General features: G+C 47.9%; 22 protein-coding genes and 1 tRNA gene. 18 read left to right on the top strand and 5 right to left on the bottom strand.

Translation table 11 applies throughout. From position 1 onward, the window contains the following. Positions 1–118 precede the first annotated feature (118 nt). Positions 119–1234 carry a DnaJ domain-containing protein gene (locus tag H7F15_RS00530; protein WP_255481010.1) on the top strand — a complete coding sequence of 372 codons (1116 nt, stop codon included), beginning with the start codon at positions 119–121 and terminating at the stop codon, positions 1232–1234. 105 nt (positions 1235–1339) lie between these two features. Here H7F15_RS00530 and H7F15_RS00525 read toward each other — a convergent pair whose 3' ends face one another. Then, a complete protein-coding gene (locus tag H7F15_RS00525; protein WP_185194996.1) occupies positions 1340–1912 on the bottom strand; it encodes a hypothetical protein in 573 nt (190 codons plus the stop codon). Between the two features lie 185 nt (positions 1913–2097). Then, positions 2098–2170: transfer RNA gene (locus tag H7F15_RS00520), tRNA-Phe, on the bottom strand. A 168-nt stretch (positions 2171–2338) separates the two neighbouring features. Here H7F15_RS00520 and H7F15_RS00515 point away from each other — a divergent pair. The 4 genes from H7F15_RS00515 (at position 2339) to H7F15_RS00500 (ending at position 7242) form a co-directional block, all read left to right on the top strand. Next, positions 2339–3712 (top strand): (Fe-S)-binding protein, encoded by a 1374-nt coding sequence (locus H7F15_RS00515; RefSeq protein WP_185194995.1) that lies wholly within the window; start codon positions 2339–2341, stop codon positions 3710–3712. A gap of 150 nt (positions 3713–3862) precedes the next feature. Beyond that, positions 3863–4642: a (Fe-S)-binding protein gene (locus H7F15_RS00510; protein WP_185195435.1), complete on the top strand. Its 780-nt coding sequence runs from the start codon at positions 3863–3865 to the stop codon at positions 4640–4642. Between the two features lie 144 nt (positions 4643–4786). Further along, positions 4787–5269 (top strand): hypothetical protein, encoded by a 483-nt coding sequence (locus H7F15_RS00505; protein ID WP_185194994.1) that lies wholly within the window; start codon positions 4787–4789, stop codon positions 5267–5269. A gap of 32 nt (positions 5270–5301) precedes the next feature. Continuing rightward, positions 5302–7242, top strand: coding sequence for an OmpA family protein (locus H7F15_RS00500; RefSeq protein WP_185194993.1), 1941 nt, complete (start codon positions 5302–5304; stop codon positions 7240–7242). 742 nt (positions 7243–7984) lie between these two features. Here the strand turns inward: H7F15_RS00500 and H7F15_RS00495 are convergent. Both H7F15_RS00495 and H7F15_RS00490 read right to left on the bottom strand, forming a co-directional pair. Beyond that, on the bottom strand, positions 7985–8428 hold the full coding sequence (locus H7F15_RS00495) for a vanadium-dependent haloperoxidase (RefSeq protein WP_185194992.1): 444 nt from the start codon (positions 8426–8428) through the stop codon (positions 7985–7987). A 30-nt stretch (positions 8429–8458) separates the two neighbouring features. Further along, positions 8459–9349 (bottom strand): hypothetical protein, encoded by an 891-nt coding sequence (locus tag H7F15_RS00490; RefSeq protein ID WP_185194991.1) that lies wholly within the window; start codon positions 9347–9349, stop codon positions 8459–8461. Between the two features lie 1025 nt (positions 9350–10374). Here H7F15_RS00490 and H7F15_RS00485 point away from each other — a divergent pair. From H7F15_RS00485 to H7F15_RS00465, 5 genes are all read left to right on the top strand, one after another. Beyond that, the gene (locus H7F15_RS00485) at positions 10375–11544 is read left to right on the top strand and encodes an AIR synthase related protein (protein WP_185194990.1); all 1170 of its coding nucleotides are present in this window, start codon (positions 10375–10377) and stop codon (positions 11542–11544) included. Positions 11545–11796: 252 nt separating this feature from the next. Next, complete coding sequence (locus tag H7F15_RS00480) at positions 11797–12372, top strand: hypothetical protein (RefSeq protein WP_185194989.1); 576 nt, start codon at positions 11797–11799, stop codon at positions 12370–12372. An 85-nt stretch (positions 12373–12457) separates the two neighbouring features. Beyond that, positions 12458–13141: an outer membrane beta-barrel protein gene (locus tag H7F15_RS00475; RefSeq protein ID WP_185194988.1), complete on the top strand. Its 684-nt coding sequence runs from the start codon at positions 12458–12460 to the stop codon at positions 13139–13141. 22 nt (positions 13142–13163) lie between these two features. Continuing rightward, positions 13164–13829 (top strand): hypothetical protein, encoded by a 666-nt coding sequence (locus H7F15_RS00470; RefSeq protein WP_185194987.1) that lies wholly within the window; start codon positions 13164–13166, stop codon positions 13827–13829. 205 nt (positions 13830–14034) lie between these two features. Continuing rightward, the gene (locus H7F15_RS00465) at positions 14035–14772 is read left to right on the top strand and encodes a DUF4476 domain-containing protein (RefSeq protein ID WP_185194986.1); all 738 of its coding nucleotides are present in this window, start codon (positions 14035–14037) and stop codon (positions 14770–14772) included. A gap of 417 nt (positions 14773–15189) precedes the next feature. On the opposite strand, the gene H7F15_RS00460 is transcribed toward H7F15_RS00465, so the two are convergent. Then, entirely contained in the window at positions 15190–15678 is a 489-nt protein-coding gene (locus H7F15_RS00460) for a DUF4293 domain-containing protein (RefSeq protein WP_185194985.1), read from the bottom strand. Positions 15679–15740: 62 nt separating this feature from the next. Here H7F15_RS00460 and H7F15_RS00455 point away from each other — a divergent pair, with 62 nt between their 5' ends. The 8 genes from H7F15_RS00455 (at position 15741) to H7F15_RS00420 (ending at position 26620) form a co-directional block, all read left to right on the top strand. Then, positions 15741–16940 carry an acetyl-CoA C-acyltransferase gene (locus tag H7F15_RS00455; RefSeq protein ID WP_185194984.1) on the top strand — a complete coding sequence of 400 codons (1200 nt, stop codon included), beginning with the start codon at positions 15741–15743 and terminating at the stop codon, positions 16938–16940. 251 nt (positions 16941–17191) lie between these two features. Then, complete coding sequence (locus tag H7F15_RS00450) at positions 17192–18856, top strand: capsule assembly Wzi family protein (protein ID WP_185194983.1); 1665 nt, start codon at positions 17192–17194, stop codon at positions 18854–18856. 177 nt (positions 18857–19033) lie between these two features. Then, positions 19034–19456, top strand: coding sequence for a hypothetical protein (locus H7F15_RS00445; RefSeq protein ID WP_185194982.1), 423 nt, complete (start codon positions 19034–19036; stop codon positions 19454–19456). A 124-nt stretch (positions 19457–19580) separates the two neighbouring features. Further along, positions 19581–20345, top strand: a complete 765-nt coding sequence (gene truA / locus H7F15_RS00440; protein WP_185194981.1) for a tRNA pseudouridine(38-40) synthase TruA — start codon at positions 19581–19583, stop codon at positions 20343–20345. A gap of 4 nt (positions 20346–20349) precedes the next feature. Then, entirely contained in the window at positions 20350–21657 is a 1308-nt protein-coding gene (locus H7F15_RS00435; RefSeq protein WP_185194980.1) for a cystathionine gamma-synthase family protein, read from the top strand. Between the two features lie 443 nt (positions 21658–22100). Continuing rightward, entirely contained in the window at positions 22101–24209 is a 2109-nt protein-coding gene (locus tag H7F15_RS00430) for a putative Ig domain-containing protein (RefSeq protein ID WP_185194979.1), read from the top strand. 123 nt (positions 24210–24332) lie between these two features. Then, positions 24333–26102: an ABC transporter ATP-binding protein gene (locus H7F15_RS00425; RefSeq protein WP_185194978.1), complete on the top strand. Its 1770-nt coding sequence runs from the start codon at positions 24333–24335 to the stop codon at positions 26100–26102. After that, positions 26099–26620, top strand: a complete 522-nt coding sequence (locus H7F15_RS00420) for a GyrI-like domain-containing protein (protein ID WP_185194977.1) — start codon at positions 26099–26101, stop codon at positions 26618–26620. Before H7F15_RS00425 ends, H7F15_RS00420 begins: the two co-directional genes overlap by 4 nt. Positions 26621–26636: the final 16 nt, after the last annotated feature.

Raw genomic sequence — 26636 nt, 5'->3', positions numbered from 1 at the left:
TATTTTGCTTGTTTAAGTGCTCACACTGTATACGCAGGTGTATTCAAATATTTACGTAAAGTATAATTACATTGGTGCCTTATATACCATAAAGAGCTGAATTGTGTTTTAGTTACCTTTGTACCTTAACCTTTATAGTTTGGAGCAGAACTTTTATACCCTACTTGGCATTACGCCCGCTGCCACGCAGCAGGAAATAAAGCAGGCGTATAAAAAACTGGCCCTGCAGTACCATCCGGATAAAAACCCGGGCAACACCTTAGCAGAAGACCGTTTTAAGCTGATCAATACGGCGTACCAAACCCTGTCGAACCCCGGCAAGCGCGCCCGCTACGACCTGAAGCTGCAATACCTGCGCGAGCGCCAACGGATGATGCAGCAACAGCAGGCTTATTACCAGGAACGTTACCGCTACACCCGCGAACCTGCCCCTGTTTCGGAACGCTATTACCGCCCTATCCGCACTGATGAACGCAAGTTTGTACGCAAGGACGCTTACATTACCCTGGCTCTTGTTGGTGGCATTGTGCTTTTCAGCCTGCTGCTGAAAGTGGTAATGGACCATATTGCAAGTGAAGATAACTATAAAACAGCTTTAACCTATATAGCTGATGGTAAATACAGTAGCGCTCATAGTTTGCTGACCGACGCCATTCATTTTAAGCCGGGGCATTCGGAAGCGTATAAGGAGCGGGGTAAGCTGGAACTGAATGTATTTGAAGATTACGAGGCAGCCCTGCAGGATTTTAACCAGGCCATCGCGCACGAAAAAGAACCGTCGGCGGAAGTGTACTTTATGCGGGGCGTTAGCCGGCAACACCTTGCCAGTTACCTGCAGGCGGAAGAGGATCTGACACGGGCCATTAACCTGAACGAGCGACTCTGGGAGGCTTACCTTGCCCGCGGCGAAGTGCGGCTTTTTTACCTAAAAAAATATAAACCTGCCCTAAGCGACCTCTCTACTTACCTGCGCTACAGCGAAAATGAGCAGAAGCGGATAGATGCCCTTACGTACCGTGGCTTCGGGTACTATAAAATTAAAGCGTTTAAGCTATCGGAGCACGATTACCGTCGGGCGCTGGCCTTGGATGAGGATAATGGCAGGCTGAACTGGCTGATGGGCCGCACGAAAATAGAGTTACAGGAGCCCGACTCGGCGTGCATCTACTTCAATAAAGCAAACGATGTGGGCTATTCGGCTGCCATATTAGAGCTGAGGGCTAATTGTTATTAACTATAGTTTGTTACTTTTTGGGTTGAAGGCAGTAATCCTGTTTAAGGTAACTAAAAAAACTTGCATTCAGAATCCGGAGAGTTGTAGCTATGGTTATGCAGCGTATCAGTTTGTGCCAAAATACTTGCTGTAATCCTCTGTGATATTTATAGCACTAATAAGTGCGGGGTGATCTTTAGAAGGATCAAATAGAATTAAGTACCATTTATGGCTTCCGGCAGGTTTCGTGTCAAAAAAATACTCCTGCCCCGAGCCCGTCTTAAATTTTAGATAGCGAGTGTTCGGATAAATGGTCTTTACCCCTTTTTTCTTCAGAAATTCAGTAGCTTCATACTCATAGTAGAGATTATCATCAGCTGCTGTATAAAAGTCTTCTTCCCCGTATTCTTGCTTCAGGCGTTCAATTTCTATCGTATCAGGACTTATAAAAATGCCGGACCGCTCCGTAATAAGTGTAAAATCATTCCCCGGAACTGCAGCAACCACGTGATCTTTTAGTGCTGGATCGCTGAAAATGGAATAAGAGTTTTCCGTCCCGGGTACTGTATCTCCCTTTTCTTCCACGAGCGTCGATGCCGGTTTGCTGCTGTTAGTTATAGTTTCCTGTCCAGAGCCTTTCATCCCAGAACAGCCGAATATTATAAAGTGCAGCGCTAAAACGATTAAAAGTCGGATCATCTATAGTTTAAGGGAAATGAGAAAAGTCTGTAGTGCATCCAATACTTATAAACTATAGTATAGACGCTGAGACAATATAAGCAAAAAGATATAAAATAGGGTAAGGCAAACTATAGCTGCGGAACTATAGAACCGGAAGGCATAAAAACAAAAAACCCTTGCCGTTTCTGACAAGGGTTTGGTTGTGGTGATGATTGGAATCGAACCAACGACACAAGGATTTTCAGTCCTTTGCTCTACCAACTGAGCTACATCACCAGCTCTGTTGTGTCACCCTTTTCCGTAAGGGTATGCAAAAGTAGTAACTAACTTTTAAGTAGCAAACATTCGGCAGAAAAATATTTTAAAAAAGTGCGTAGGTGTACATGTTTCTTAATATCCTGCTATCTTTAGCTACAAATTGGTATGTATAACGAATAATTTACCGTGATAGGAATTTCAAACATTATCTTCCTGATTGTGGCAGCCATAGGCATTGGCCTGTTTGTATGGCAGATCCGCAAAATCCGAAAAAACATACAGTTGGGCCGCGACCTGGTACTGGAAGACAACCCGTCGGAGCGTATCAATAAAACATTGCTGGTGGCTTTTGGGCAACAGAAAATGTTTAAGCGCATGCTGCCGGCTGTGCTGCACCTGTTCGTGTATGTCGGCTTCCTGGTGATCAACATCGAAGTGCTGGAGATCCTGATCGACGGTATTTTTGGTACGCACCGTGTGCTGGGCTTCATGGGGCCGTTTTATGATGGCCTGATGGCGGTGAACGAGATACTGGCTGCACTGGTAATTGTGGCTTGTGCTATATTCCTGTGGCGCCGTAATGTTTCGCGCGTACCGCGTCTGGCGACCGGCGTAGAGATGCGTGCCTGGCCTAAAATGGATGCCAATGTGATCCTGATCACCGAGATCGTGCTGATGTTTGCGCTGTTTGCCTTTAACATAGCTGACCTGAAATTGGCAGAATTAAAAGGGCACGAACTGGCTGGCGCCTTCCCGGTGAGCAGCATGTTTGTGAATGCCTTTGGCGCTGATGCCGGTACGCTGGCAACTATAGCAAATGTAGGCTGGTGGATCCACATCATTGGTATTTTGGCGTTTATGAACTACCTGCCAAGTTCCAAGCACTTCCATATTATCATGGCTTTCCCGAATGTGTACTTCTCTAAACTGGTACCAAAGGGCAAAATGACTACAAACCCGGCCATTACGCATGAGATTAAAGCAATGCTGGACCCAAGCTACCAGCCACCTGCCCCGGAAGTAGATGCCGAAGGCAACCCGGTAGTGCAGCGCTTTGGTGCAAAAGACGTGGAAGACCTGACCTGGAAACAGCTGATGGATGGTTATACCTGTACCGAGTGCGGCCGTTGTACATCCGTTTGTCCGGCTAACCTGACAGGCAAGTTGCTATCGCCGCGTAAGATTGTGATGGATACCCGCGACCGTATGGAAGAGAAAGGCGAACATCCGGCTATCTTCAGACCAAACCACTACAAGGAAATGGGTGTGGAGCGCGTAGAAACCACCGATGAAAAAACGTTACTGCGTGGCTACATTACCCCGGAAGAACTATGGGCCTGCACCACCTGCAACGCCTGCGTAGAATCCTGCCCGGTTAACATCGACCAGCTGTCTACCATTATGGACCTGCGCCGTTACCTGGTGCTAGAAGAATCTGCTGCGCCGGCATCGCTCAACGCCATGTTCACCAACATCGAGAATAACGGCGCACCATGGGCATTCCCGGCATCCGACCGCTTTAACTGGGCCGACGAACTATACTTACCAAGTAAGAATTAAACTATAGATTATAGATACTAGATGTTAGATTTTAGATGAAAGCAGTAGATTTTACTTTCGGGAAAGTTTTGTTAAGTCTATAGTCTAACATCTAACATCTCTACAAATACTCAGATGGAAGAAAATAAAAAGTTAATAAAAGTACCTACCATGGCCGAAATGGCTGCTAATGGTCAGGAACCGGAAGTATTATTCTGGGTTGGCTGTGCCGGCTCGTTTGATGATCGTTATAAAAGAGTAACCCGTGCGTTTGTACAGATTCTGGAGCATGTGGGCGTGAAATATGCTGTGTTGGGTACCGAAGAAAGCTGCACCGGCGACCCGGCCAAGCGTGCCGGTAACGAGTTCCTGTTCCAGATGCAGGCGCTTACCAACATCGAAGTGCTGAACGGCTATAACATCAAAAAAATAGTAACAGCCTGCCCGCATTGCTTTAACACCATCAAAAACGAGTACCCGGACCTGGGCGGTAACTATGAGGTTATTCACCACTCCACGTTCCTGCAGCAACTTATAAACGAAGGGAAAGTACACGTGCAGGGCGGCGAGGCGTTTAAAGGCAAGCGCATTACCTATCATGATTCCTGCTACTTAGGCAGAGCCAACGACATTTACGAAGCGCCGCGCGATGTGCTGGCTGCTTTGGATGCCGACCTGGTGGAAATGAAGCGCAGCCGCGCCAATGGGTTGTGCTGCGGTGCCGGTGGTGCCCAGATGTTTAAAGAAGCAGAGCCAGGCCGTAAAGAAATAAACATCGAAAGAACCGAAGAGGCGCTGGCTACTTTAGGAGCAGAAGGTGTGATTGCTACAGCCTGCCCGTTCTGTATGGTAATGATGAACGACGGCGTAAAGAACAAGGAGCAGGAACAAAACGTAAAAGTGTTCGATATCGCTGAACTGATCGCACAAGCTGAAGGACTAACTAAATAATTGCTGCATTGTTAAATTGTTTAATGGTTGTTTGCTGATAGAGTTAAATCATACTTAACCACGGAAACTATAGTTTGCAGTAACTGCAGTTCACCCATTTTGTGAACTAACAATTTAACAATCAACTATTCAACAATTAAGAATATGTATATTCCGTTTGATGAGCTGCCGGCGCAGGCGCGTGTCTGGGTATACCAGGCAAACAGGCCGCTGACTGAGGCAGAGCAGGCAGCGATGAAACCCTTGCTACAGGCGTTCGCAACCGACTGGAGCAGCCATGGCAACGACCTGCAGGCATCGGCAGAACTGCTGCACGACCGTTTCCTGGTTTTGGCAAACAACGAGAGTGCTACAGCTTCCAGCGGGTGCTCTATTGATAAGTCTGTAAACTTTGTACGGGAACTGGGAGAGCGCTTTCAGGTGTCGTTCCTGGACCGTTCGCAGTTGGCTTTCCTGAAGGAAGGTGGTGTGGAGTTGGTAAGTGTGGGACAGCTGAAAGAAAAAGTAGCAGCCGGCGATATAAACAAAGATACGTTATACTTCGATACGCTTGTAAACACGTACGGCGACCTGCAGACCGGCTGGCCCAAACAGGCACAGCACAGCTGGCTATCGCGGTACTTTTAACCTTGCCCGACATACTATAAGCTCATACGTAGATGCTACACACAAACCAATTGACCTATACTTTAAAGCACCTGTGCTTACTGGCTGTTATTGCCCTTATAGTAAGTGCCTGTGGCGCCACTCAGCAAATTGGCAAAGGCGACAAAAGGTTTGAGATGGAGCAGTACGACAAAGCCATAGAATACTACAAAGGCGCGCTTGCCAATGCCGGTAACCCGGGCGAAGTGAACTATAAGATCGCGGAGTCTTACCGCCTCTCGAACCGCCTGGCCGAAGCAGAACCTTTTTACAAGGCTGCTCTGGATGCCGGTTTTAAGAAAGAGGATGCGTATTACTACTATGGCATGGCCCTGAAAGCGAACGGCAACTACGAAGAAGCCCTGAACCAACTACAGGATTATGCCCGCATTGGTACCAACTCCCGCCTTAAAGGACTGGCTGCCCGCGAAGTAGAGAACTTCAGCCAACTGAATGATATTATGCGTGGCACACAGGCATACGAGATACAAAACCTGACAGCACTGAACACCGAAGGCTCCGAGTTTGCACCCTACATCCTGAACAATGAGCTGGTATTTTCCTCTACCCGGGGGTCAGGCAAGGCCTACTTGGGCAACGGCGAAGGTTTTATCGACATCTATGCAACACCGCTTTCTGATTCGATGGCCGAAAGCAGCAACCCGATCCGCAAGTTTGACCAGGTAAACCTGGAAGACATACACGATGCCATGGCAACCTTTACCAACGAAGGCCGCACCATGGTGTTTGCCCGCGGCAACGAGGGCACCAAAAAAGGCCGCCAGAACGTGGACCTGTTCGTTACTTACTTCCGCTCCAATGCCTGGACCGAACCGAAGCTGTTAACGATAAACGACCCACGCGCCTGGGATTCTTCTCCTGCCTTCTCGCCGGATGGTAAAACGCTGTACTTCTCATCCGACAGAAAAGGCGGTCTGGGCGGCAACGACATCTATAAGGTAGAAGTAGGCGAAAACGGCCGTTTCGGCTCGCCTGAAAATTTGGGCCCGGATATTAACACACCCGGCAACGAAAGCTTTGTGCATGTAGCACCCGATGGTACCCTGTACATTGCCTCAGATGGTTTGCCTGGCCTGGGCAACCTGGACTTGTTCCGCGTGGAAAACGGCAAGCCTGTAAACATGGGCGCGCCTGTCAACTCGCCCGGTGACGATTTCAGCATTTATTTCCAGAACACTACCCGTGGCTTTTTCTCCTCTAACCGCGAAGGTGGCAAAGGGGGTGACGATCTGTACGGGTTTGTGAAATCGCAGCGCAAGCAGGTTAATTTTTATGTAGATGGCACGGTTTACCTGCGCCGCGAAGGAGCCAAGCAGCAAACTATAGTTCCAAACCAGCTGGTTGTACTACAGAACGAAAAAGGCCAGAAAATAAAAGAAACTACTTCGGATGCCGAAGGTAAATTCTCGTTTGCGCTGGATACAGCTTCTACCTACTCGCTGATCTCGGAAAAAGCAGGTTTCTTTACAGCACGCCAGCGTATTACCACCACCGGCAAAATGCCATCGCAGGACCAACTCACCGAAGATGTGACCGATGTACGCCTGACAGCCACGCTGGTGCTGAACGAGATCGTAAAAGAAAAACCGATCGTGCTGGAAAATATCTTCTACGACTTCGATAAGGCCAACATCAGACCAGATGCGGCCGTGGAACTGGATAAACTGGTAGAGATACTGGAAGATAACCCGAACATTTCCATTGAGCTAAGCTCCCATACCGATGCCCGTGGCTCCGATATCTACAACCTGGACCTGTCGCAGCGCCGTGCCGAGTCAGCTGTGGAGTACATTATTTCAAAAGGTATTTCCCGCAGTCGCATTACCGCCAAAGGTTACGGGGAGACCCGCCCGGTGGTACGAAATGCCAAAACCGAACAAGACCACCAGCGCAACCGCCGTACCGAATTCAAAGTGGTACGTATACAGGAGTAATCAGTGTAGCGCTATACATAGAAGGCGGCTGGAGTCTATGCTTCAGCCGCCTTTTCGCTTTTATTTTCCCCATTGTTGTTTCGGGTGTAGATCTTATGTGTCCTATAGTTTCTGTTACTGTCATTTCGAACAAAGTGAGAAATCTATTTCAGCCTATAGTTTAGTAAAGACCTAGCAGCGTGCGCAGCTCCTGCTAGCGTCTGGTGCTATAGTTGAAGCCAATTGCAACTGGAAACAAGCCTTTTCTTTCATAGCCACTTCCAATCCTGGGAGCTCTACTTACCTACAGTTCTATAGTTTCCTTGGCTCCCTCCTGGGCCGGGAGGCCCCGTCTTCGGGCATCGCGCGGTGTAAATTCCTTTGCTCGTACCTCGCAATGCCTTTCGGCACCAGAAATCTACAAGGCGCTCAACCCAAAGACTGAGATCAAGCTCGATAGTAAATGCTTTGGCTATAGTTACTGTTGTTGCGCTTGGCTGTAGTATATCGGTTACTTTTCGTGGTTGTAATTCCGTAGGGACAGGTCGCGACCTGTCCGCTCAATATCGTAAACTATAGAACTATAGCTTCAACTATAGCAGTATCAGAGTTCCCCTCCTTGGACTACCGAGAAGCGATTTCGAAGGTAGCGAGCGTAGCTCTGAGGGGCAGGGGTGGTTGGACCAAGGCAACTATAGAACAGGAACTGTTCCCCGGAATCACTGTCCTGCCACAAGTAAAACAGCTTTTAAAAGCACGAAAACTATAGCACCTTTTTAAGTTCTCTCAGGTTATTCTCGTACACATAATAGCCAAGTTCTGTCCCCTGTCTTAAACCTACTTCAACCGCGTACCTGAAATGGTATCCTATATAGATCCTGGACACAGCGTTTTCATAGGCAATTTGGGAGAAGCTGCTAAAGTGGCGTTCTACGCCGGCTGCATAGTATGGGCTTACCAGGTCGAGTTTTACCTGATCTGAATGAAAAAAAGATTTAAAGATTGCTGCAGCGGCGGCACCGTTGTAGGCATGGGTAGAAGGAAATTCTGGTGTAGGCGGTGTGTCAAAAACAGATGTCCATGTAACATCTCCTATTGTAGCGTCTACCCCATCCTGGTCTCCTTCCCTGATGGCTGTAATCGGTCTCCATAAATTGAAATAATACTTACCATCAAATGAAGCGATGTAAGCATCCATTTGCGACATTTCGATGAGCGCTATGAGCCGGGCAGCTTCTCAGCCATCCAGCTTTCGTTGAACAATCAGCGCTCTGGCCAGCCTGTTCATAGAACTGGATGTGTTTTCTACCCAAAAGGCTCCAATCTGGGTTTGTTCTGCTGTTCTTAAGGGGCAATCTGTGCAGCCAAGGGCTTTTACTTCATTATAGTCCGCAATGTATTCCGCTGAATTCAGGGGATATGGTGCTTCGTTTCTAAACTGATCACCGGATTCGATGCCAAACGGAGTCAGGCTACCCAGGTTGGGAGCAAATACCGGATTCTGTAACATTGGAAATCTTGAAACCCACGGCTCGTAATTAGCTTTATATTCACCTGGCGCTGTACCCAAGGTAGATGATGCAAATGTTATAGGGAAGTCGGCAGCCCTTTTAGCCAGCACGGCAGCAGCGGCTCTGCTTCCAATGTCAGCGCCCCTGGCTTCCATGGCTTCGTCCTCAGTGCCCGAAAGAATTGTATCTAATAGCGCATCGGCAGCTGAAGTAGCTTGCGGAAAGAGGCTTACGATCATATCACGGGCGGCCTGTGAAACCGCAGCGTCGGCAACGGCATGTATGTTCTTTTTAGTAATTCCGCTGACATCTACATCTAAATTGCTTAAGGCGTAGGTCTTATATTTCGGAACAACATTGTTCAGGGCATCGTGTATGGCCAGGGTAACCATAGCATAGATCTTTACTTCTGCCGGCTGTGGCATACGGTTGTCAATAGACCGGCTTAACAATTCATTCCACTGCAGTACCACTTCGCTGCTATACGAATTGATCATGCCGTTATTAAAATTATCTACACCTTTGATAGTGGCAGAACCTGCAGCAGCAGGATCCAGAGATTCTATTTCATCCTTCTCACAGGACCCCAGAGACACAAGGATTATTAGTCCTCCCATAAGTTTGAATACAGTTTTCATAGTGTTAATGATTTAAGTTATAAATGTGTCATAGCATAATAGAGGTTATTGGCCAATAGCAGAGGATTTAGATTAAGCACATGAAGCAGTCGAGGGAGAGTTTTCCGGTGTAAGATGCTTCAGAATGTAAAAGAAGCACTTAAAAGCTATCTGTAGAAAATAGAGATAATGTGATTGGCAGTTCTTTAAAGCGCCTGCAACTGGATGACAGAATCTGAATTTTAGAAACTTTATTTTTGATTCGAATAGGGAACCTTAGCATTAATAGTACGCCTATGGATGCAAAAAGAAATAACCATAGTTATATTCCTCATATAATATTAGTAAATGGTAATAAAGGCAAGGTAACTACATAGTATCAGCGGGTTAAATAATATTATTATTCCATGAAGAATTAAGTGGTGGAAGATCTTAGATCAGGTTACAAACTGGTTTTTGTTTGATTCAGACTACTGAGTTATGCTCGTCCCTATCGACTCTCGCCTCAGGCATAGCCGAAATAACTATAGAAGGAGTAGCAGTAAAAATTACCTCCATAAACTACCGACAAGCAATTTCGAAGGTAGCGAGCGCAGCTCAGAGGGGCAGGATGGTTGGACAAACGTAACTATAAAATTATAGCAGTAGCAGAAAAGTCCCCCTTTGAAGGGGGTAGGGGGATGACCAACGCTAACTATGAAACTATAGCTGCCAACTATAGAAGTAGCAGAAATTCTCCTCTTGGGAGGGGTAGGGGTAGGTTAACTGGAAACCTCTAAACTATAGCTCAAACTACAGCAATAGCACTAACTCCCTCTCCTGTTCTGGGGGTAGGGGCCCTCGATAAAAGGAAGGGGCTGGGGTGAGGTATCCCCAATCCTGTAAACCTCTGGGGTAGGGACCCTATTTAAAGATCCAGCCAAACCAAACCATTCATAATTCATAATTCAACCTAAACTATTTTGCCCCTTTACAGCGCTTATCCCGGCTGCTTTGTTAAATTTGTAGGCAAATCATCCCGAACTATGGAAAACAGATATTTGCGCCGTGGCGTGTCGGCTTCCAAAGAAGATGTGCACAACGCCATCAAAAACATCGACAAAGGTATTTTCCCAAAAGCCTTCTGCAAGATCATCCCGGATATACTGACCGGCGACCCGGACTACTGCAACATCATGCACGCCGATGGGGCCGGTACCAAATCATCGCTGGCTTACCTGTACTGGAAAGAGACCGGTGACCTGAGCGTTTGGAAAGGCATTGCCCAGGATGCCGTAGTAATGAATACCGACGACCTGCTGTGTGTAGGTGCTACTGATAATATCCTGCTTTCGTCTACGATTGGCCGTAACAAGCACCTGGTGACCGGCGAGGTAATTGCCGCCATTATAAACGGTACCGAAGAAATACTGCAACTGCTGCGCGATAACGGTGTGGGTATTTACAGCACCGGCGGCGAAACAGCCGATGTGGGCGACTTGGTTCGTACTATAATTGTAGATAGCACCGTAACGGCCCGCATGCGCCGCGACGAAGTGATCAGCAACCACACCATACAGCCCGGCGATGTAATTGTAGGTTTTGCCTCATTTGGGCAGGCTACTTACGAGAGCGAGTACAACGGCGGTATGGGCAGCAACGGCCTTACCTCGGCCCGTCACGATGTGTTCCATAACTACATTGCGGCATCGTACCCTGAAAGCTACGACCCTGAACTACCAGCCGACCTGGTTTACTCGGGCAACTATAAGCTAACCGACGTGGAGCCTGAAACCGGTTTGGAAATGGGCAAACTGGTGCTCTCGCCAACGCGCACGTATGCGCCTATAGTTAAAACAATACTGCAGGAGCATCGCCAACACATACACGGCATGGTGCATTGCAGTGGTGGCGCCCAGACCAAAGTGCTGCACTTCACCGACAAGGTACACATCATAAAAGACAACCTGTTCGCCACGCCTCCGCTGTTCCGCATTATACAGGAGCAAAGCCACACCGACTGGAAAGAGATGTACAAGGTGTTTAACATGGGCCACCGCCTGGAGATTTACCTGCCGGAGCAATACGCACAGGAACTGATCGCGATCTCGAGATCTTTTAACGTAGATGCCCAGATCATTGGCCGCGTAGAAGCCAGCAACAGCAACGAGCTAACTATAAAAAGCGCCCACGGCAAGTTTTACTACGAAGGCTAAGGGATAGCCGCAACTATAGCTACAGAGAAAGCCGCAGTAAAAAAAACTGCGGCTTTTTTGTTGGCCTGATGTTACAAACGGTCATCAAAAGGGGTGTTTTTTTGCCAGAAATTTGGCTTAATTGCCTTTTAGAAGCTTTTATGCAGATTTTGGGTTTCAGAAAGCGATGTTACAAAGCGTAGTCCGATTACCTTTTTCAGTTGGATTTAATTACTTAGGTTTAGGCATGCTTACCAATCTAACCTACCTTTTATGAAAACACTTTCCTTATCCTTCATACTCACACTTTCAACTTTAGCAGCGGTAGCGCAGGAGAGGGTAGACTCAACTGAAGTTCAAAGACAAATAGAGTACGCCACTGCACCACCATATAAACTGGCTATAGGTGTCAGGCTCCTGAATTTTGCAGGGGATTTTGATATGGGAGTTAACGCTAAATACTTTATTGGTAAGCAGAGTGCTTTGGAGGCAAGTGTATCGAAGGTCATTTTCAATAACAATGCTTATCAATTAGCCCTAATGTATGAAAGACATAGCAAGTTATTAAACTCCAATCACTTTCTTTTATACTATGGAGGTGGAGCCGGGCTGCTGCATATTACTAAAGAAGGTTGGGGAAGTTTCTATGGAGAAGAACCAAAACCAACAACGCAAGTGGGAGCAGGGTTTGTAATAGGCACTGAGATCGGTTTGGGTAAAATTCCATTAGCCTTTTCTGCTGACTTTAGGGGGATATACTACCTGAAACCTAACAGGCAAGGGGGCTTTACTAATGTGGCAAATGGTACTTTGGGTATTAAGTATAGATTTGGGATGCCACGGAGATAACTGCTATAGTTGATAGCTTAGATTATAAGCCGCAGGAGCTACTCCTGCGGCTTATTTCTCATACTTTCAACAACCTAAACCCTTTATGAAAACACTGTTCCTGTCTCTTCTGCTTTCACTCTCCACATTAGTCGCCGTTGCTCAGGTTAATCCTGATATTGCAGTGCAAAACTATAAACCCTTCTACATAGGCATCAATGGCCTTGCAATAGGCTATGATTTGGAATATAAAAATGAATCTAAAGGCGGAAACATCCAACCTTATACTTCTATCTATTTTGGTTATAATATAACTAAACGAATTAGAATTCAGGCTGGAGTATGGTATGGCACTGACAGCAGAGATTTCGGCTCTGTTTACGTAGAGTCAGCTGATAAATTGATTTACTATAGTGACATATCTAAAACAAAAGGCGTAGGTGTACCCATTACAGCAGATCTTGTTTTGTTTTACCCTTTCAAGAAGTTACAATTTTACGGTACAGCCATGCTGACACCTATGTATAGCACCACCTTAGCCGAGAAATCAGAAACACGGGATGGAGTGAAAACTATAACTTATAGGGAGAAAACATCAGGTATAAACACATACTTAACAGGTGGCCTTGGACTAAAGTATCCTGTAAGTAAGCGCTTTGATACTTACTTCAATTACTATGTCATCAGCCGTAACTTTAACAGAGGGCTTCGCCCACGAGATGAATATCCTTATCCAGGCTCCTTAGCCTTAGGCTTTAACTATAACTTCAATCTGAAGCGAGAGAAGTAAGAAACTCAACAACCTACCATTTATGAAAACACTTTTCTTAACCTTCATACTCACACTTTCAACTTTAGCAGTGGTAGCGCAAGTGCAGGTGGATACAACTATAGCTCCCTTAAAGCGATTTTATGTGGGAGTTGAGCTTAGTAGTATATCTTATACAATGTGGAATCCTTCTAAAAGAGTTGGAGGTGGTGTAACACCAGTTTTACATTTAAATGCAGGTTACAAATTAGCGAAGAGCCTTAACCTTCAGGTAGGTTTAACTTATGGTAGAAAGCGGGTAGATGAACTTTCCGGGATTTACTATGGGCAAAACGATACGATTATTAATCATTATCGCAAAGGAGAAATACAGGCTTTATCCGTCCCCTTAACAGTATTATTTACCCCATTCAGTTCGCACCAGAATCAAAGATTGCGAATATCAGCCACTGCCTCCCTTGTACCCATATTTGGGTCTGTCTGGCATCAGCAATCAGAAGAGTTCGAAGGCGAAAAGAAAGTTACTTATGACGACAAAGACTCAGGCGTTTATGGTATAGTTACAGCCGGGTTGCAGTTAAACTATAAAATTAGCAACCGTTTAGATGGCTTTGGTAAAGTTAACCTGTACTATAAAAACATAGGTCACAATAGTTACTACGCAAGTATAGCTAAGTCAATAGGTATTGGAGTAAACTATAATTTATAACAACAGCGCCTAGCTTACAGTTAATTTATTAAGCCGCAGGTGTTTTGCCTGCGGCTTTTTTGTTGCTCATAGCAAAAGCCATAGCTCTGTAAATAAACAATTTAAAAGGTTACAGTAACTATAGCCTTAAACTTTAACAGTAAAAACCTATATATCTGGCACAGTAATTGGTTATGGTAAAGTATAGCGTTTAAACTATACTACCATGAGAAAGCTTCTACTTCCGCTCCTGCTTGTGCTGCTGGCGATGCCGGTACTGGTACAAGCTTCTGTACTTACTTTCCGGGCACCTGCCGGCGAGCCTTTTTACCTGAAACTGAACGGTAAACTGGTAAACCACAAGGCATCAAACGTTGTGCGCATCGATCACCTGCGCCCCGGCAAGCACTATGTGGAAGTAAAAGTGCGCGACCGCTACCGCGATTATCAGTTGGGCACCAAAGTGTATGTGCGCGATGGCTACGAGAGCAATTATGCTGTGGATGTAGTGGAACGAAAAGGCAAGGTAAAACTGAGGCTGCTGAGTGAAGTGCCGTTGCTGCCACCGCCGCCGGTTGTAGTGCCACGTGTACCGTACCCACCGGCAGAGCCTTACCGGCCAGCTCCGCCGCGCTACGATGACCGTTACGACCGGAGCGATGACCGCTGTGATTACCTGCTGAGCCGCCAGGATGTGGACCGCTTAGCTGATGCCATGAAGAGCCGCAGCTTCGAGAGCACCAAATTAACGATAGCCCGCGAAGCCCTGCGCAACAGCAGCATCCTGGCCGAAGACCTGAAATACATCCTGCAGCAATTCGACTATGAAAGCACCCGCGTAGAGTTTGCCAAATTCGCTTACGATTACGTCTGCGACCAAGAGCGTTTCTACTACGTGTACGACGTCTTCAAATTCGATAGCAGCGTGCGCGAGCTGGAAGAATACACCAGCCGGAGACGGTAACTATAGTTAGAAAGTTAGAAAAGGATAAGTTAGAAAGTTGCCACAGACCTCACAGTGTCCTGCCAACTATAGAACTATAAGATTTTGTGTTAAAGTTAAAGTAGTTAAACAGTTTGTGTAGTAAAAAGCCGCTTCCGGAAACGGATAGCGGCTTTTTCATTTTGCTATAGTTGGGCCTCCGGCCCAGTCAGATCACAGATCCAACTTTATAGGTAAGTCACGGATCACAGATCCGCGCCAGCAAAGGGTTTGGATAAAAATAATAAACCAGAATTCCCCTCCTCGGAGGGGTAGGTTTAAAATACATTGTCTCATACTAAAACAAAAAGCCGCTCCCATTACCCGGAAGCGGCCTTATAACTATAGTTTATAGTTCAGAGTTAACTTTCTAACTTCCAAACTTTCTAACTTTCTAACTTAACGCAGTCTGTCAACTGATCTTACCAGGTCTTCGTCGCGTTTGATGAAGCGGTTTGCCAGGGAGTTGAGCAGCAGGGCCAGCATCGGCATATAGAAACCGGCTTCGTAAGAGCCATTGTCGGTGCCGCCTACCATTTCGCCGCCAACGTAAGCCGCAAAGTAAAACGACGTACCAAACAGCGCAGCCAGCAGCAGGGTATTCAGCAGGCCCATTTTTATCTGGGTAAGGCGGTTGCGGAACTGGAAGATCTCTACCAGCGCAACTATAGCCGCAGCAATGGCCAGCAACCCGATCGCGATCGTGCTCTTTGAGGCTGCAGCAGCTGTTGCATCGGCATTTGCCACCTCTGTTTTCAGGTTCCAGGCAGTCAGTATAACGGTTTCGCCGGTAGCGGCATCGGTTTTAGACCACAGCGGTAAAAACAGCATCGAGATAACAGCGATTACCAGCAGAAACAGAAATACGGTTTGAATTCTTTGTATCATGTGTTGGTTAATTTAACTTGCAAAGAGATGCAAAATTAGACAAAGACCTGTAAAACTAAAATATGAATACTGCTTACATTGTAGATATAGTCAGAACACCGGTTGGCAAGTTTGGCGGCAGCCTGAGCACCGTGCGCCCCGACGACCTGGCCGCGTTCATCTTAAAAGAACTGATGGCCCGCAACCCGCAGGTAGCCCCCGAGCTGATTGAAGACGTGGTGATGGGTGCTGCCAACCAAGCTGGTGAAGACAACCGTAACGTAGCCCGCATGGCCCTGCTGCTGGCCGGTTTGCCTTTAGAGATTGGTGGCGTAACCGTTAACCGCCTGTGTGCTTCCGGGTTACAGAGTATTATAGATGCCAGCCGCGCTATAAAAAGTGGTGATGGCGAAGTGTACCTGGCTGGTGGCGTAGAAAGCATGACGCGAGCCCCGTTTGTGATGGCAAAAGCCGAAACAGCATGGTCGCGCACTCCTGAAATTTACGATACAACTATAGGCTGGCGCTTCACCAACCCAACCTTATCTAAACTGCACCACCCGTTTGCCATGGGCGAGACCGCCGAAAATGTGGCCGAGCGCGAAGGTGTTTCACGTGAAGCGCAGGATGAGTTTGCCCATAGTTCGCAGCTAAAATATAAAGCCGCCCACGAAGCCGGCAGGTTCAGCGATGAGATCATCCCCGTGCCTGTGCCGCAGCGCAAAGCCGACCCGATCATTTTCGACACCGACGAGCACCCGCGCTTATCAACTATAGAAAAGTTAGGACAGCTGGCTCCAGCTTTCAAAAAAGGGGGAAGCGTAACAGCCGGTAACTCGTCGGGCATAAACGATGGTGCAGCCGCCTCGCTTATAGTGAGCGAAGAGACCGTGAAACGCCTGAATTTAATGCCGATGGCGCGTGTGGTAAGTGTAGGAATAGCTGGGGTAGATCCGGCGCACATGGGCATGGGCCCGGTGCCTGCCACCCTGAAAGCCCTGAAAAGAGCCGGCTTAACTATAAACGATATTGGTCTGGCCGAAATTAACGAAGCCTTTGCCGCACAGGCCCTGCCATGTGTGCAGCAACTGGGCATCGACCCGGCTATCGTGAACGTGAACGGTGGTTCTATTGCCATTGGTCACCCGCTGGGGGCAAGCGGCACGCGCATCTCGGCTACCCTACTGCACGAAATGAAGCGCCGCGACAACGTGCGTTACGGCCTGGCAACCATGTGTGTGGGCGTAGGACAGGGCGCAGCCATTATTTACGAGAAAGTGTAGCCATAAAAGTAAGTTTAATGCAGCAAGGCTTAGGTTATTAAAAGCATAAACCGCTTTATATAGCTGAGTACGCTATTGTATAGCAGGTTTTATACTTATTGCCATAAAGTGTAAGAGCAGCTAAGAAGATGTTTAATGTGTAAGTAACCAGGCGGTTTGTTGAGCTTTAAAATCGTTGTGTAAATAGCAGACTGGTTTAAAATGAGTCGAAATAACCTTTTTAAACCAGTCTGCTATGGAGTATATTTTTTATGATCAGTTCTACTGCCCGGGCGTTTTTAAGCTCTTTATTTTTTATCGTTAGCACAGCCTCTTACGCTCAAACGCTACCTGTTGGTACTCCTCTCTTAGAAGAAAGTGCAAGGCTACATCAGTTAAGGGGAGAGTTAAATGAGAATATCTCTTTTTTGATAAGACCTTTATATTCCACAGGTGCTCCGGTGTCGGATTCTCTTGCATTAACCGCAGATAGTTCCGGCCTAAGCGTAAACCAGAAGGTACTGTATACAAAGAGCAGGGTTGCTATATCGTTGCTTCCGCTGACATTAAAACAACAGTACAACTCTCATCATCCGTTCGGCTGGAATGATGGGGCCATGATACCTGCGAGAGGTTACCAAAATCTGTTGTCTGCCGGGCTATATACCAAAGTTGGGCCACTGAGCATTCAGCTTCAGCCAGAACTCGTATTTGCACAAAACAGCGCTTTCATTACCTTCCCTACCTCTCTGGATGACAACATCTGGAAGAGTTACTATAAAGTATTAAACCGTATAGATGCACCCGAAAGGTTTGCAGAGGGTACTTACAGCAAGCTTTTGCCAGGGCAGTCCAGCGTGCGGTTTAACTATAAGAAACTATCCTTAGGGGTATCTACAGAAAATTTGTGGTGGGGCCCTGGCGTCAGAAACTCTTTGGTAATGAGCAATACCGCAGCAGGTTTCGCACATTTTACTTTTAATACAACGGCTCCGGTAAAAACAAAGATAGGTTCGTTTGAATGGCAGGTGGTAGGCGGCTTTTTAAAAGGCTCTGATATTTTACCGCCTGATACCGCCCGCACTTATCAGGGACAAAAGTTGTACACTCCTAAGCCTGATGGCGACAGATACTTAAATGGCATGGTGGTTACCTGGAACCCGAAATGGACACCGGGGTTACACCTGGGTGTGAGCAGAGTTTTTTACCAATACAGCCATAATGTTACTTCCGACCTGAACGGCTATCTGCCGATTGTCTCGGCGCTGTTTAAAAGTAACGCAAAAAAAGAAGATGAATTTGGCCGGGATCAGCTTATCAGCCTCTTTGCACGGATGGTTTTACCAGAAAGCAGAGCCGAATTCTATTTTGAGTATGGCAGAAACGACCATGCCCAGAACATAAGAGATTTTATACTGGAGCCAGAGCACGCAAGAGCTTATTTAATTGGAATAAAGAAACTATTTCCAACGGCTACAGGGAGGGAGGTAGAGTTGTTTGGGGAAATTACCCATTTGCCAAGCCCACCTACGCAAAGTGTAAGAGCATTGGAAGGCTGGTATACACATTATCAGGTAATGCACGGGTACACGCACAAAGGGCAAATGTTGGGTGCCGGCATTGGCCCCGGCGGCAGTAGCCAGACTATTGGGCTGAACTGGATAAAGGGAGAGAACAGGTTTGGCGGAGTAATAGAGAGAACTGTGCATAACAACGACTTCTATTACGATGCCTTTGCAAGTCAGCAGAATTATGAAAGGCATTGGGTTGATCTATCTTTCAGCTTGAATAAAAGCTGGATGAAGAAACGGCTCATTTATTCCGCAAATCTTGGTTTGGTGCGCTCCTTTAACTACAAGTGGCAATACAACACGATAGCAGATGATGAAGTGAATGCAACCAATGTTCATGCTGCTTTTTCTGTATCGTTCCTGTAAATCATCATTCCCCGGGGCTATAATTCTAAGTCTCTTACCAATATTTAGAAAGCCTGTTCTGCTGAAAGAACAGGCTTTCTGTTTGCTGGCACCTGCCCGTAAGAAAATATTTATAACGGTAAATTCGCTTTTGGCACTGCCTTTGTATATAGCAAAACAAGATATTAACTGAAGCTTATGAAAAAGGTATTGACACTGATAATGGTAGCCGTGCTGACGATAGTTGGGCAGCAAGCCATGGCGCAGGGCAACAGCAATGCAAGAAGCAAACGCCCCGAATTTGTGAACGAAAAGCACCGTGCCCACGCCGAGTGGAAGCGCGAGAAAGCATATGCCAAGCATAACAAAAAATATAAAAAGCACGACCGCGACGACGATGACCGCTGGGAACGCGATGAGGACCGCAGAAGAGACCGCGACCGTGACAGAAGAATTGGTGACCGCAGAGATTACCCTTGGGAGAAAACTACAGAGCAACGCCGTGTGGAGGAAAGACGCCGTACTGAGGAGCAGCGCCGTGTAGAAGAACGCAGACGCGAAGAGCAGGAGCGCAACCCAAGAACTATCCGTGATGTGATTCTGCGCAGAACCGGTAACTAATTTACTTTTCCAATCATAGAGAATACCTAATAGTGTCCCGAAGCCCGGCTATGCTTTGTGTAGCCGGGCTTTTTTATGGGCTATAGTTTGGTGCCGCATTAAATGGAAATGATAACTTTGTTGCATGCGGTATTTTTTAGAGATCGCCTATGACGGCACACGTTTCCATGGATGGCAGGTACAACCCAACGCCCTTTCGGTGCAGGAAGTGCTGGATGACAGCCTGAGTAAAATTCTGCGCGAAACTATAGTTACTACCGGCAGCGGCCGCACCGATACTGGCGTACACGCCAGCCAGCAGTTCGTGCACTTCGATTGCAGCCAGCAACTGGATCCGCAACAGGTCGTGTACCGCCTCAACCGCATCTTACCCAACGATATCTCCGCCTACAACCTATACCTGATGCCCGACGAAGCGCATGCCCGCTATGACGCTTTTGCCCGCACCTACCATTACCATATTACGCTCCGCAAAAACCCGTTTAAGCGCTACTATGCCTGGTACCACAGCCGTGCCCTGGATGTAGCCAAAATGAATGAAGCAGCCAATATATTGCTGAAGTACGAAGATTTTACCACCTTTAGTAAAGTAAAAGGCGATACCAAACATTACCGCTGCAACATGTATGAAGCCCACTGGCAACAGCAAGGCGATGAGCTGACCTTTACCATCAGAGCGAACCGTTTCTTGCGCGGTATGGTGCGGCTTATAGTTGGCGCGCTGGTAGATGTTGGTCGTGGAAAGCTAACTATAGCACAATTCGAGCAGATGATCGCCAGCCAGGACAGGAGCCAGGCCAGCGGCGCAGCGCCATCCGAAGGTTTGTATTTAGCCAGAGTAGAGTACCCGGAGCACTTATTTCAGAATTTCACCCAAAATAAACTATAGATCTATGCAACTTGAAGAGGACCAGCGCGGACCGCATTTAAACGGCAAGCACCTGCGGCCGGAAAGCTTAATGATGAGTTACGGTTACAACCCCGAATGGTCGGAAATGGCCGTAAAAGCCCCTATTTACCAGACATCAACCTTCGTTTTTAAGAACGCCGAAGAAGGCAAGGCATTTTTTGAGCTGGCTTACGGCCTGCGCGACAAAGGTGCCGAAGAGCAAATGGGCCTGATCTATAGTCGCCTGAACAACCCCGACCTGGAGATACTGGAAAACCGCTTACGCTTCTGGGATGGTGCCGAAGATGCGGCCGTATTTGCAAGCGGTATGGCTGCCATCAGCACCATGCTGCTGGCTCTGCTAAAGCCCGGCGACGTAATTTTGCACAGCGAGCCCATCTACGGTGGTTCTGATTACTATATCAAAAACATCCTGCCTAAGTTCGGTATCCAGAGCATCGGTTTCCGGGCCAACATGGAAGCCGACGAGGTAGCAGAATTATTGGAGCAATCGGGCGTAGCCGGTAAGCTGGCGATGATCTATATCGAAACACCAGCCAACCCAACCAACCACCTGGTAGACATCGAAGCCTGTGCCGCACTTGCTAAAAAACACTCTACCGACGATAAAAAAGTTATAGTTGCCGTTGATAACACCTTCCTGGGGCCGCTGTTCTCGCACCCGCTAAAGCACGGCGCTGACCTGCTGGTTTATTCTGCAACCAAATACATTGGCGGCCACTCCGACCTTATTGCTGGTGCGTGCTTAGGCTCGGCAGCCATTATGAAACAGGTAAAAGCCATGCGTACGTTTATGGGTTCGATGGCGAGCCCGTGGACCGGCTGGATGCTGATGCGAAGCTTGGAAACCCTGAAAATTCGCATGGAAGCCATGGCACGTGGTGCCGAAACCGTAGCCGAATACCTGAAGAACCACCCGAAAATAGACCGGATTTACTACTTAGGCGATCTGCAAAACAATACGCAGCAGCAGGCTATTTATGAAAAGCAGTGCTTGTCGGCAGGGTCGATGATCTCGTTTGACATAAAAGGGGGCGAAAAAGAAGCCTTTAAGTTCCTGAACAGCCTGCGCCTGATAAAACTGGCCGTAAGCTTAGGCGGAACAGAATCATTGGCAGAACACCCGGCCTCCATGACCCACTCTGATATTTCTGCGGCCGACCGCGCTGTGATGGGCATAGGTGAAGGCATGGTACGTATTTCGGTTGGTGTGGAGCACCCCGAAGATATCATTAATGACATAGAGCAGGCGCTTGAAAAAGTGCAGGTAAGCGTAAAAAATTATGCTTAAAGATTGATTGTCAGCTAAAGTGAACCCACCCCTAACCCCTCCGAGGAGGGGAATTGCCGTAGTTGACTTTTCATAAACAATAGCTTTATAGTTAATTTTTAACTGTAACTATAGAGATAGGAAGTGAACTATAGGCTAGAAGAAATTCCCCTCCTTGGAGGGGTTAGGGGTGGGTAAAATAAGAAAAGTTTAATTACAAGTAAAAGAGCCGCAGCTGTATAGTTGCGGCTCTTTTGTTTTGTAGTTGATCATTAAATATAGGTAAAGTTAAATTTTTAGTGAAACCTGTGTGTGGTAATCGCGTTGAAGCATAGACAAAGTATAATATAGTTTACTTTTAGCCGCCTCGCAAAAGCCTGTTGTTTCCCCGGTTTTCAAACTATAGTTGCAACAGGAGAAAGTTCTAAATCCATTGCCATAACAGACCTATAACCCTAATGCCTATGCAGGCACCTTTACACCCTGAAACTGCCATCCGAGTTTTAAAGTCGCTGATGCGCCTGGTTGGCTGCCATCGCGTTACAAAAATGTTCTCCGTAACTATAGTTTTGCTGCTGGTGGCAACAATAGCGCAGGCGTCGCATTTCAGGTATGGCAACGTGAGCTGGCGCTGGGTGAGTGGCAACACCGTAGAGTTTAAAGTAAGCCAGTCGTGGCGCTATACGGCTTTTTATGCGGAGGTGGGGCAAACGGTAAACCCCGGCGATTTTAACTTTGGAGATGGCACGGCGGCTTCTATTCCGTTAAAAGTTACGGCCGTAAACAAAGTGGACGACTGGATGTACGGCGAGGCCATCATTACCAAAACCTACCCTTCGGCGGGCAACTACAAAGCCTCTTTTACTGGTTGCTGCCGCGTAAGCGAACTCAAAAATAACCCCGAAGGCAGCTGGAATCTGCAAACTATAGTTACCGTGGGTAACAGCAACAGCGCCCCGGTAGCCACGCTGCCAGCTATAGTTAACCTGCCTTACGGCAATGCAAATGCAGCTTTTCAGGTGCCGGCCACCGACCCAGACGGCGATGCGCTTACCTACCGGCTTGCAACAAAAGAAGAAATGGGCGGCGGCGTTAACCCCAGTGGTTTAACTGTAAATGCAACTACAGGTGTAATAACATTCAGTACGGCAGGCAAGGCAGCAGGCGAACTATACAATGCCGCCATTACCGTTACCGACAGCCGCGGCGCCAGCGTTACCACCGATTTCGTGATCCTTATTACCGAACAATCAACCCCGCCCGTTTTTGACTATAGTATAACGCCTGCACACCAGGCCGTTTACCAGGTAGCGCCCGGGCAGGAGGTAAAGTTCACGGTGAAGGCACAGGACTCGGATGCCGGAGATGTAATCATGCTTCAGGCTACCGGCCTGCCCGCAGATGCTGCGCTATCGCCGGCTTTGCCCGTAAACGGTAACCCGGTGCAAAGCTCTTTTTCCTGGATGCCCACCTCAGCCAATGTAGGAGCCCACGTCATCAACTTTATAGCCCAGGATGTAAAAGGCGTACAAACCACCACTTCGGTAACCATACAGGTAAGCTATAAACCCACGTTTGATGTACCACCTACGCCTGTGGCCGGCAGCTATAGTTTTGTAGTGCCCGGGCAAACGATGGATTTTAAACTACAGGCATCGGCCCCAGGTGCCACTACTAAATTAAATTTTACCGAAATAACAGGCCTGCCAGCCGGTGTAGCCACTTTGCCAACTATAGCCGCCAACCCGGTACAGCTACAGGTAAACTGGCAACCCGAAACCAGAAACTGGGGTGTTAACAAGATCACTGTAAAAGCCCGCGACGACCAGCACAATGAAGTAAGCCATAGTTTTAACATAGTAGTAAACTCGCCGCCAACATTCACTTCAGCCCCGACAGAATACCCGCTGGCCGCTGGCTACAACTATAGCTACGAGGTAACTGTGCAGGACAACGACCTGCCATACGGCGACAGGTTAGCGATTCTGGCGGACCAGTTACCTGCCTGGCTGCGCCTGATGGATAGGGGAGATGGTACTGCCGTGCTCTCCGGGACGCCAACTATAGCCGATGCCGGCGAATACACCATAAAGCTGATGGCAGAAGACAAATGGCACCACAACGGCGGCCTGGCTGTGCAGCAAATCTACCTGAAAGTGACCGATGCCAGCTGCGGCGATAACAATGAGAAAGTACTTATCTGCCATAAAGGGCAAACGATTTGTGTACCAAAAAGTAAAGTGCAGGAGCATTTAGACCACGGGTGCTACCTGGGCGCCTGCGACCCGCTTCTGCCGGGTGGGTATGTAGAGGAAGAAGCTAAGCTGCTGGCCTACCCGAACCCCCTGGGAGCCACTACCACCTTGGAGTTTGCCTTGCCTGCTGCCGGAAACTATAGCCTGGAACTCCTCACACTAAAGGGGCAACCGGCCGGTATGCTGCAGCAGGGCAATGGCAACAAAGGCCAGCTTTTTGTGCAGGAGGTAAACACCGCAGGCCTGCTGCCCGGTATATACTTTATCCGGTTGATAACCGCCGGCGGGGTGCAGCACGTAAAGGTTGTAAAACAATAGCGTTCCGCTGCGCTAACTGCTGCTGTAGTCTGTTAAAAACACTTACCTTTGCGACTGGTTAAGTATAAATGCCTGCACGCGCAGGGCGGGAGCTTCGTTTATATTTAAAACAGAACGCAGATTTTGGAAGACAAACCTAAAAATACAGGCAGGGTATTCGATGCAGATGTGCTGAAGCGGCTCTTTGAGTTTGTGAAGCCCTATGTGCGCATTTTCTACTTTATCGTATTCCTGACCTTTGCCTCGGCTATTCTGGCTGCTGTGCGCCCCTTCCTGATACAATATACCGTAGATAACGAGATCCTGCAGAACGACTGGCAGGGCCTGAACAAAATGTTCGTGATACTGGCCGTGCTGCTGGTGGTACATGCCATCGTTCAGTATTTGCACACGTACTTTGCCGGCTGGCTGGGGCAGCACGTGGTCCGCGACATCCGGGTAAAACTATACCGCCACATCCTGGATTTAAGGCTGAAATTCTTCGATCGCACCCCGATCGGTACGTTGGTAACCAGAAACGTGTCGGACGTGGAAACGCTGTCGGATGTGTTCAGCGAAGGCCTGGCGGCTATGATCGGCGATATCCTGCAGCTGGTATTTATCCTGGGTTTCATGTTCTACATCGATTGGGAGCTGGCACTGGTCAGCTTGTCTACTTTCCCGATCATGCTCATCAGTACCTACATTTTTAAAGAGAAGATAAAAGAAACCTTCCAGGAAGTGCGTACGGCTGTGGCGCGCCTCAACTCATTTGTGCAGGAGCATATCACCGGCATGAGCATCGTGCAGATCTTTAACAACGAGAAGCGCGAAATGGAGAAGTTCCGGGAGATCAACAAGGAGCATACCCGGGCCAATGTGAAGTCGGTGCTGTACTATAGCATTTACTTTCCGGTAGCCGAAATAATTGGTGCGGCTGGCCTTGGTTTGCTGGTGTGGTATGGCGCGCACGGCGTGATAGATAACGAAACATCGCTGGGTACATTGATGGCCTTTATCCTGTACATCCAGATGTTCTTTCGCCCGATACGCATGATCGCTGACCGCTTTAACACCCTGCAGTTAGGCGTGGTTAGCACCGAGCGTTTAATGAAGCTGCTGGACAGCAAAGAAATGATTGCCGACAACGGTACCTACACACCGGAGAAGATAAAAGGCAATGTGCAGTTCGAGAACGTGTGGTTTGCTTACAACGACGAAGAATGGGTGCTGCGCGATATATCCTTTAATGTAAAAGCCGGCGAAACGGTTGCTTTTGTAGGTGCCACCGGGGCTGGTAAAACATCCATCATTAACCTGCTAAACCGTTTTTACGAGATAAACAAAGGCCATATTATAGTTGACGGGCACGACATAAAAGAATACGACCTGAGCGTGCTGCGCCACCACATTGGCGTGGTGCTGCAGGATGTGTTCCTGTTCTCCGGAACTATAGCCGACAACATTAGCCTGGGCAACAAAGCCATTACCGAAGAGCAGATGTGGCGCGCCGCCGACCTGGTGGGTGCCCGCAAGTTTATAGAGCGCCTACCGGGCGGGCTGCACTACCAGGTAATGGAGCGCGGTGCCACCTTATCAGTAGGGCAGCGCCAGCTTATCTCATTTGTGCGGGCGATGGTGTATAATCCTGAGATCATTATTTTAGACGAGGCCACCTCCAGCGTAGACTCCGAAACCGAAGAGCTGATACAGTATGCCATTGACCAGCTGATGCACGGCCGTACTTCTATAGTTATTGCACACCGCCTGAGTACCATACAGAAAGCAGACAAGATTATAGTTTTGGATAGAGGCGAGATAAAAGAAGTGGGTAACCACGAAGAACTGCTGCGCCACAACGGTTATTACGCCCAACTATACCAGATGCAGTACAAGAATATGATCAATATATGAGCAGGAAATTTTTAATAGCGATAGGGGTTATCATGGCCATTATGGTGGGCATCTATGCCTACGTTGGCGGGTTCAGCGAGCCAAAAGTGCTGGTAGCTACATCGGAGCCGCTGCTGCTGGCCGGACAACCCTTTAAGGGCACCGTGAAGGACGAAGCTTTCGGAAACGCTTTCCAGAAGGCCGCTAAGCTGCTGGCCGAAAATAAACTCCAGGGCGTGCTAGGCAATGTGTACTACAGCAACCCCGAAAGTAAAACCGATACCATCAGAGCTTTTATAGGCGTGGTTATCCAGGACTCAACTATAAGCCTGCCCGAGGGCTATGAACTGTTGCGTGTGCCGGGCGGCCGCCAGGTAGTGCACTCCGAGATTAATGCCCATTACATGATCGCGCCGGGTAAACTATACACTAATCTGTTTGCGTACGCCGAGGAGAACAAGCTGAAACTGGAAGAATTTTACGTGGAGTGGTTTCCGGCGGACCGCAAAGCAGTACTGGAAGTGCCGCTGAAAGAATAACCTTGCAACTATAGAA

This window comes from Pontibacter sp. Tf4 (assembly GCF_014212495.1).
Classification (GTDB): domain Bacteria; phylum Bacteroidota; class Bacteroidia; order Cytophagales; family Hymenobacteraceae; genus Pontibacter.
This window is presented reverse-complemented; position numbering and strand designations above follow the sequence as displayed.

What these genes read in the sequence shown, in the direction of transcription:
- H7F15_RS00525 (WP_185194996.1), bottom strand. Translation starts at nt 1,912, where the DNA reads ATGATCCGACTTTTAATCGTTTTAGCGCTGCACTTTATAATATTCGGC.
- H7F15_RS00510 (WP_185195435.1), top strand. Translation starts at nt 3,863, where the DNA reads ATGGCCGAAATGGCTGCTAATGGTCAGGAACCGGAAGTATTATTCTGG.
- H7F15_RS00505 (WP_185194994.1), top strand. Translation starts at nt 4,787, where the DNA reads ATGTATATTCCGTTTGATGAGCTGCCGGCGCAGGCGCGTGTCTGGGTA.
- H7F15_RS00500 (WP_185194993.1), top strand. Translation starts at nt 5,302, where the DNA reads ATGCTACACACAAACCAATTGACCTATACTTTAAAGCACCTGTGCTTA.
- H7F15_RS00495 (WP_185194992.1), bottom strand. Translation starts at nt 8,428, where the DNA reads ATGTCGCAAATGGATGCTTACATCGCTTCATTTGATGGTAAGTATTAT.
- H7F15_RS00490 (WP_185194991.1), bottom strand. Translation starts at nt 9,349, where the DNA reads ATGGGAGGACTAATAATCCTTGTGTCTCTGGGGTCCTGTGAGAAGGAT.
- H7F15_RS00485 (WP_185194990.1), top strand. Translation starts at nt 10,375, where the DNA reads ATGGAAAACAGATATTTGCGCCGTGGCGTGTCGGCTTCCAAAGAAGAT.
- H7F15_RS00480 (WP_185194989.1), top strand. Translation starts at nt 11,797, where the DNA reads ATGAAAACACTTTCCTTATCCTTCATACTCACACTTTCAACTTTAGCA.
- H7F15_RS00475 (WP_185194988.1), top strand. Translation starts at nt 12,458, where the DNA reads ATGAAAACACTGTTCCTGTCTCTTCTGCTTTCACTCTCCACATTAGTC.
- H7F15_RS00470 (WP_185194987.1), top strand. Translation starts at nt 13,164, where the DNA reads ATGAAAACACTTTTCTTAACCTTCATACTCACACTTTCAACTTTAGCA.
- H7F15_RS00465 (WP_185194986.1), top strand. Translation starts at nt 14,035, where the DNA reads ATGAGAAAGCTTCTACTTCCGCTCCTGCTTGTGCTGCTGGCGATGCCG.
- H7F15_RS00460 (WP_185194985.1), bottom strand. Translation starts at nt 15,678, where the DNA reads ATGATACAAAGAATTCAAACCGTATTTCTGTTTCTGCTGGTAATCGCT.
- H7F15_RS00455 (WP_185194984.1), top strand. Translation starts at nt 15,741, where the DNA reads ATGAATACTGCTTACATTGTAGATATAGTCAGAACACCGGTTGGCAAG.
- H7F15_RS00450 (WP_185194983.1), top strand. Translation starts at nt 17,192, where the DNA reads ATGATCAGTTCTACTGCCCGGGCGTTTTTAAGCTCTTTATTTTTTATC.
- H7F15_RS00445 (WP_185194982.1), top strand. Translation starts at nt 19,034, where the DNA reads ATGAAAAAGGTATTGACACTGATAATGGTAGCCGTGCTGACGATAGTT.
- truA (WP_185194981.1), top strand. Translation starts at nt 19,581, where the DNA reads ATGCGGTATTTTTTAGAGATCGCCTATGACGGCACACGTTTCCATGGA.
- H7F15_RS00435 (WP_185194980.1), top strand. Translation starts at nt 20,350, where the DNA reads ATGCAACTTGAAGAGGACCAGCGCGGACCGCATTTAAACGGCAAGCAC.
- H7F15_RS00430 (WP_185194979.1), top strand. Translation starts at nt 22,101, where the DNA reads ATGCAGGCACCTTTACACCCTGAAACTGCCATCCGAGTTTTAAAGTCG.
- H7F15_RS00420 (WP_185194977.1), top strand. Translation starts at nt 26,099, where the DNA reads ATGAGCAGGAAATTTTTAATAGCGATAGGGGTTATCATGGCCATTATG.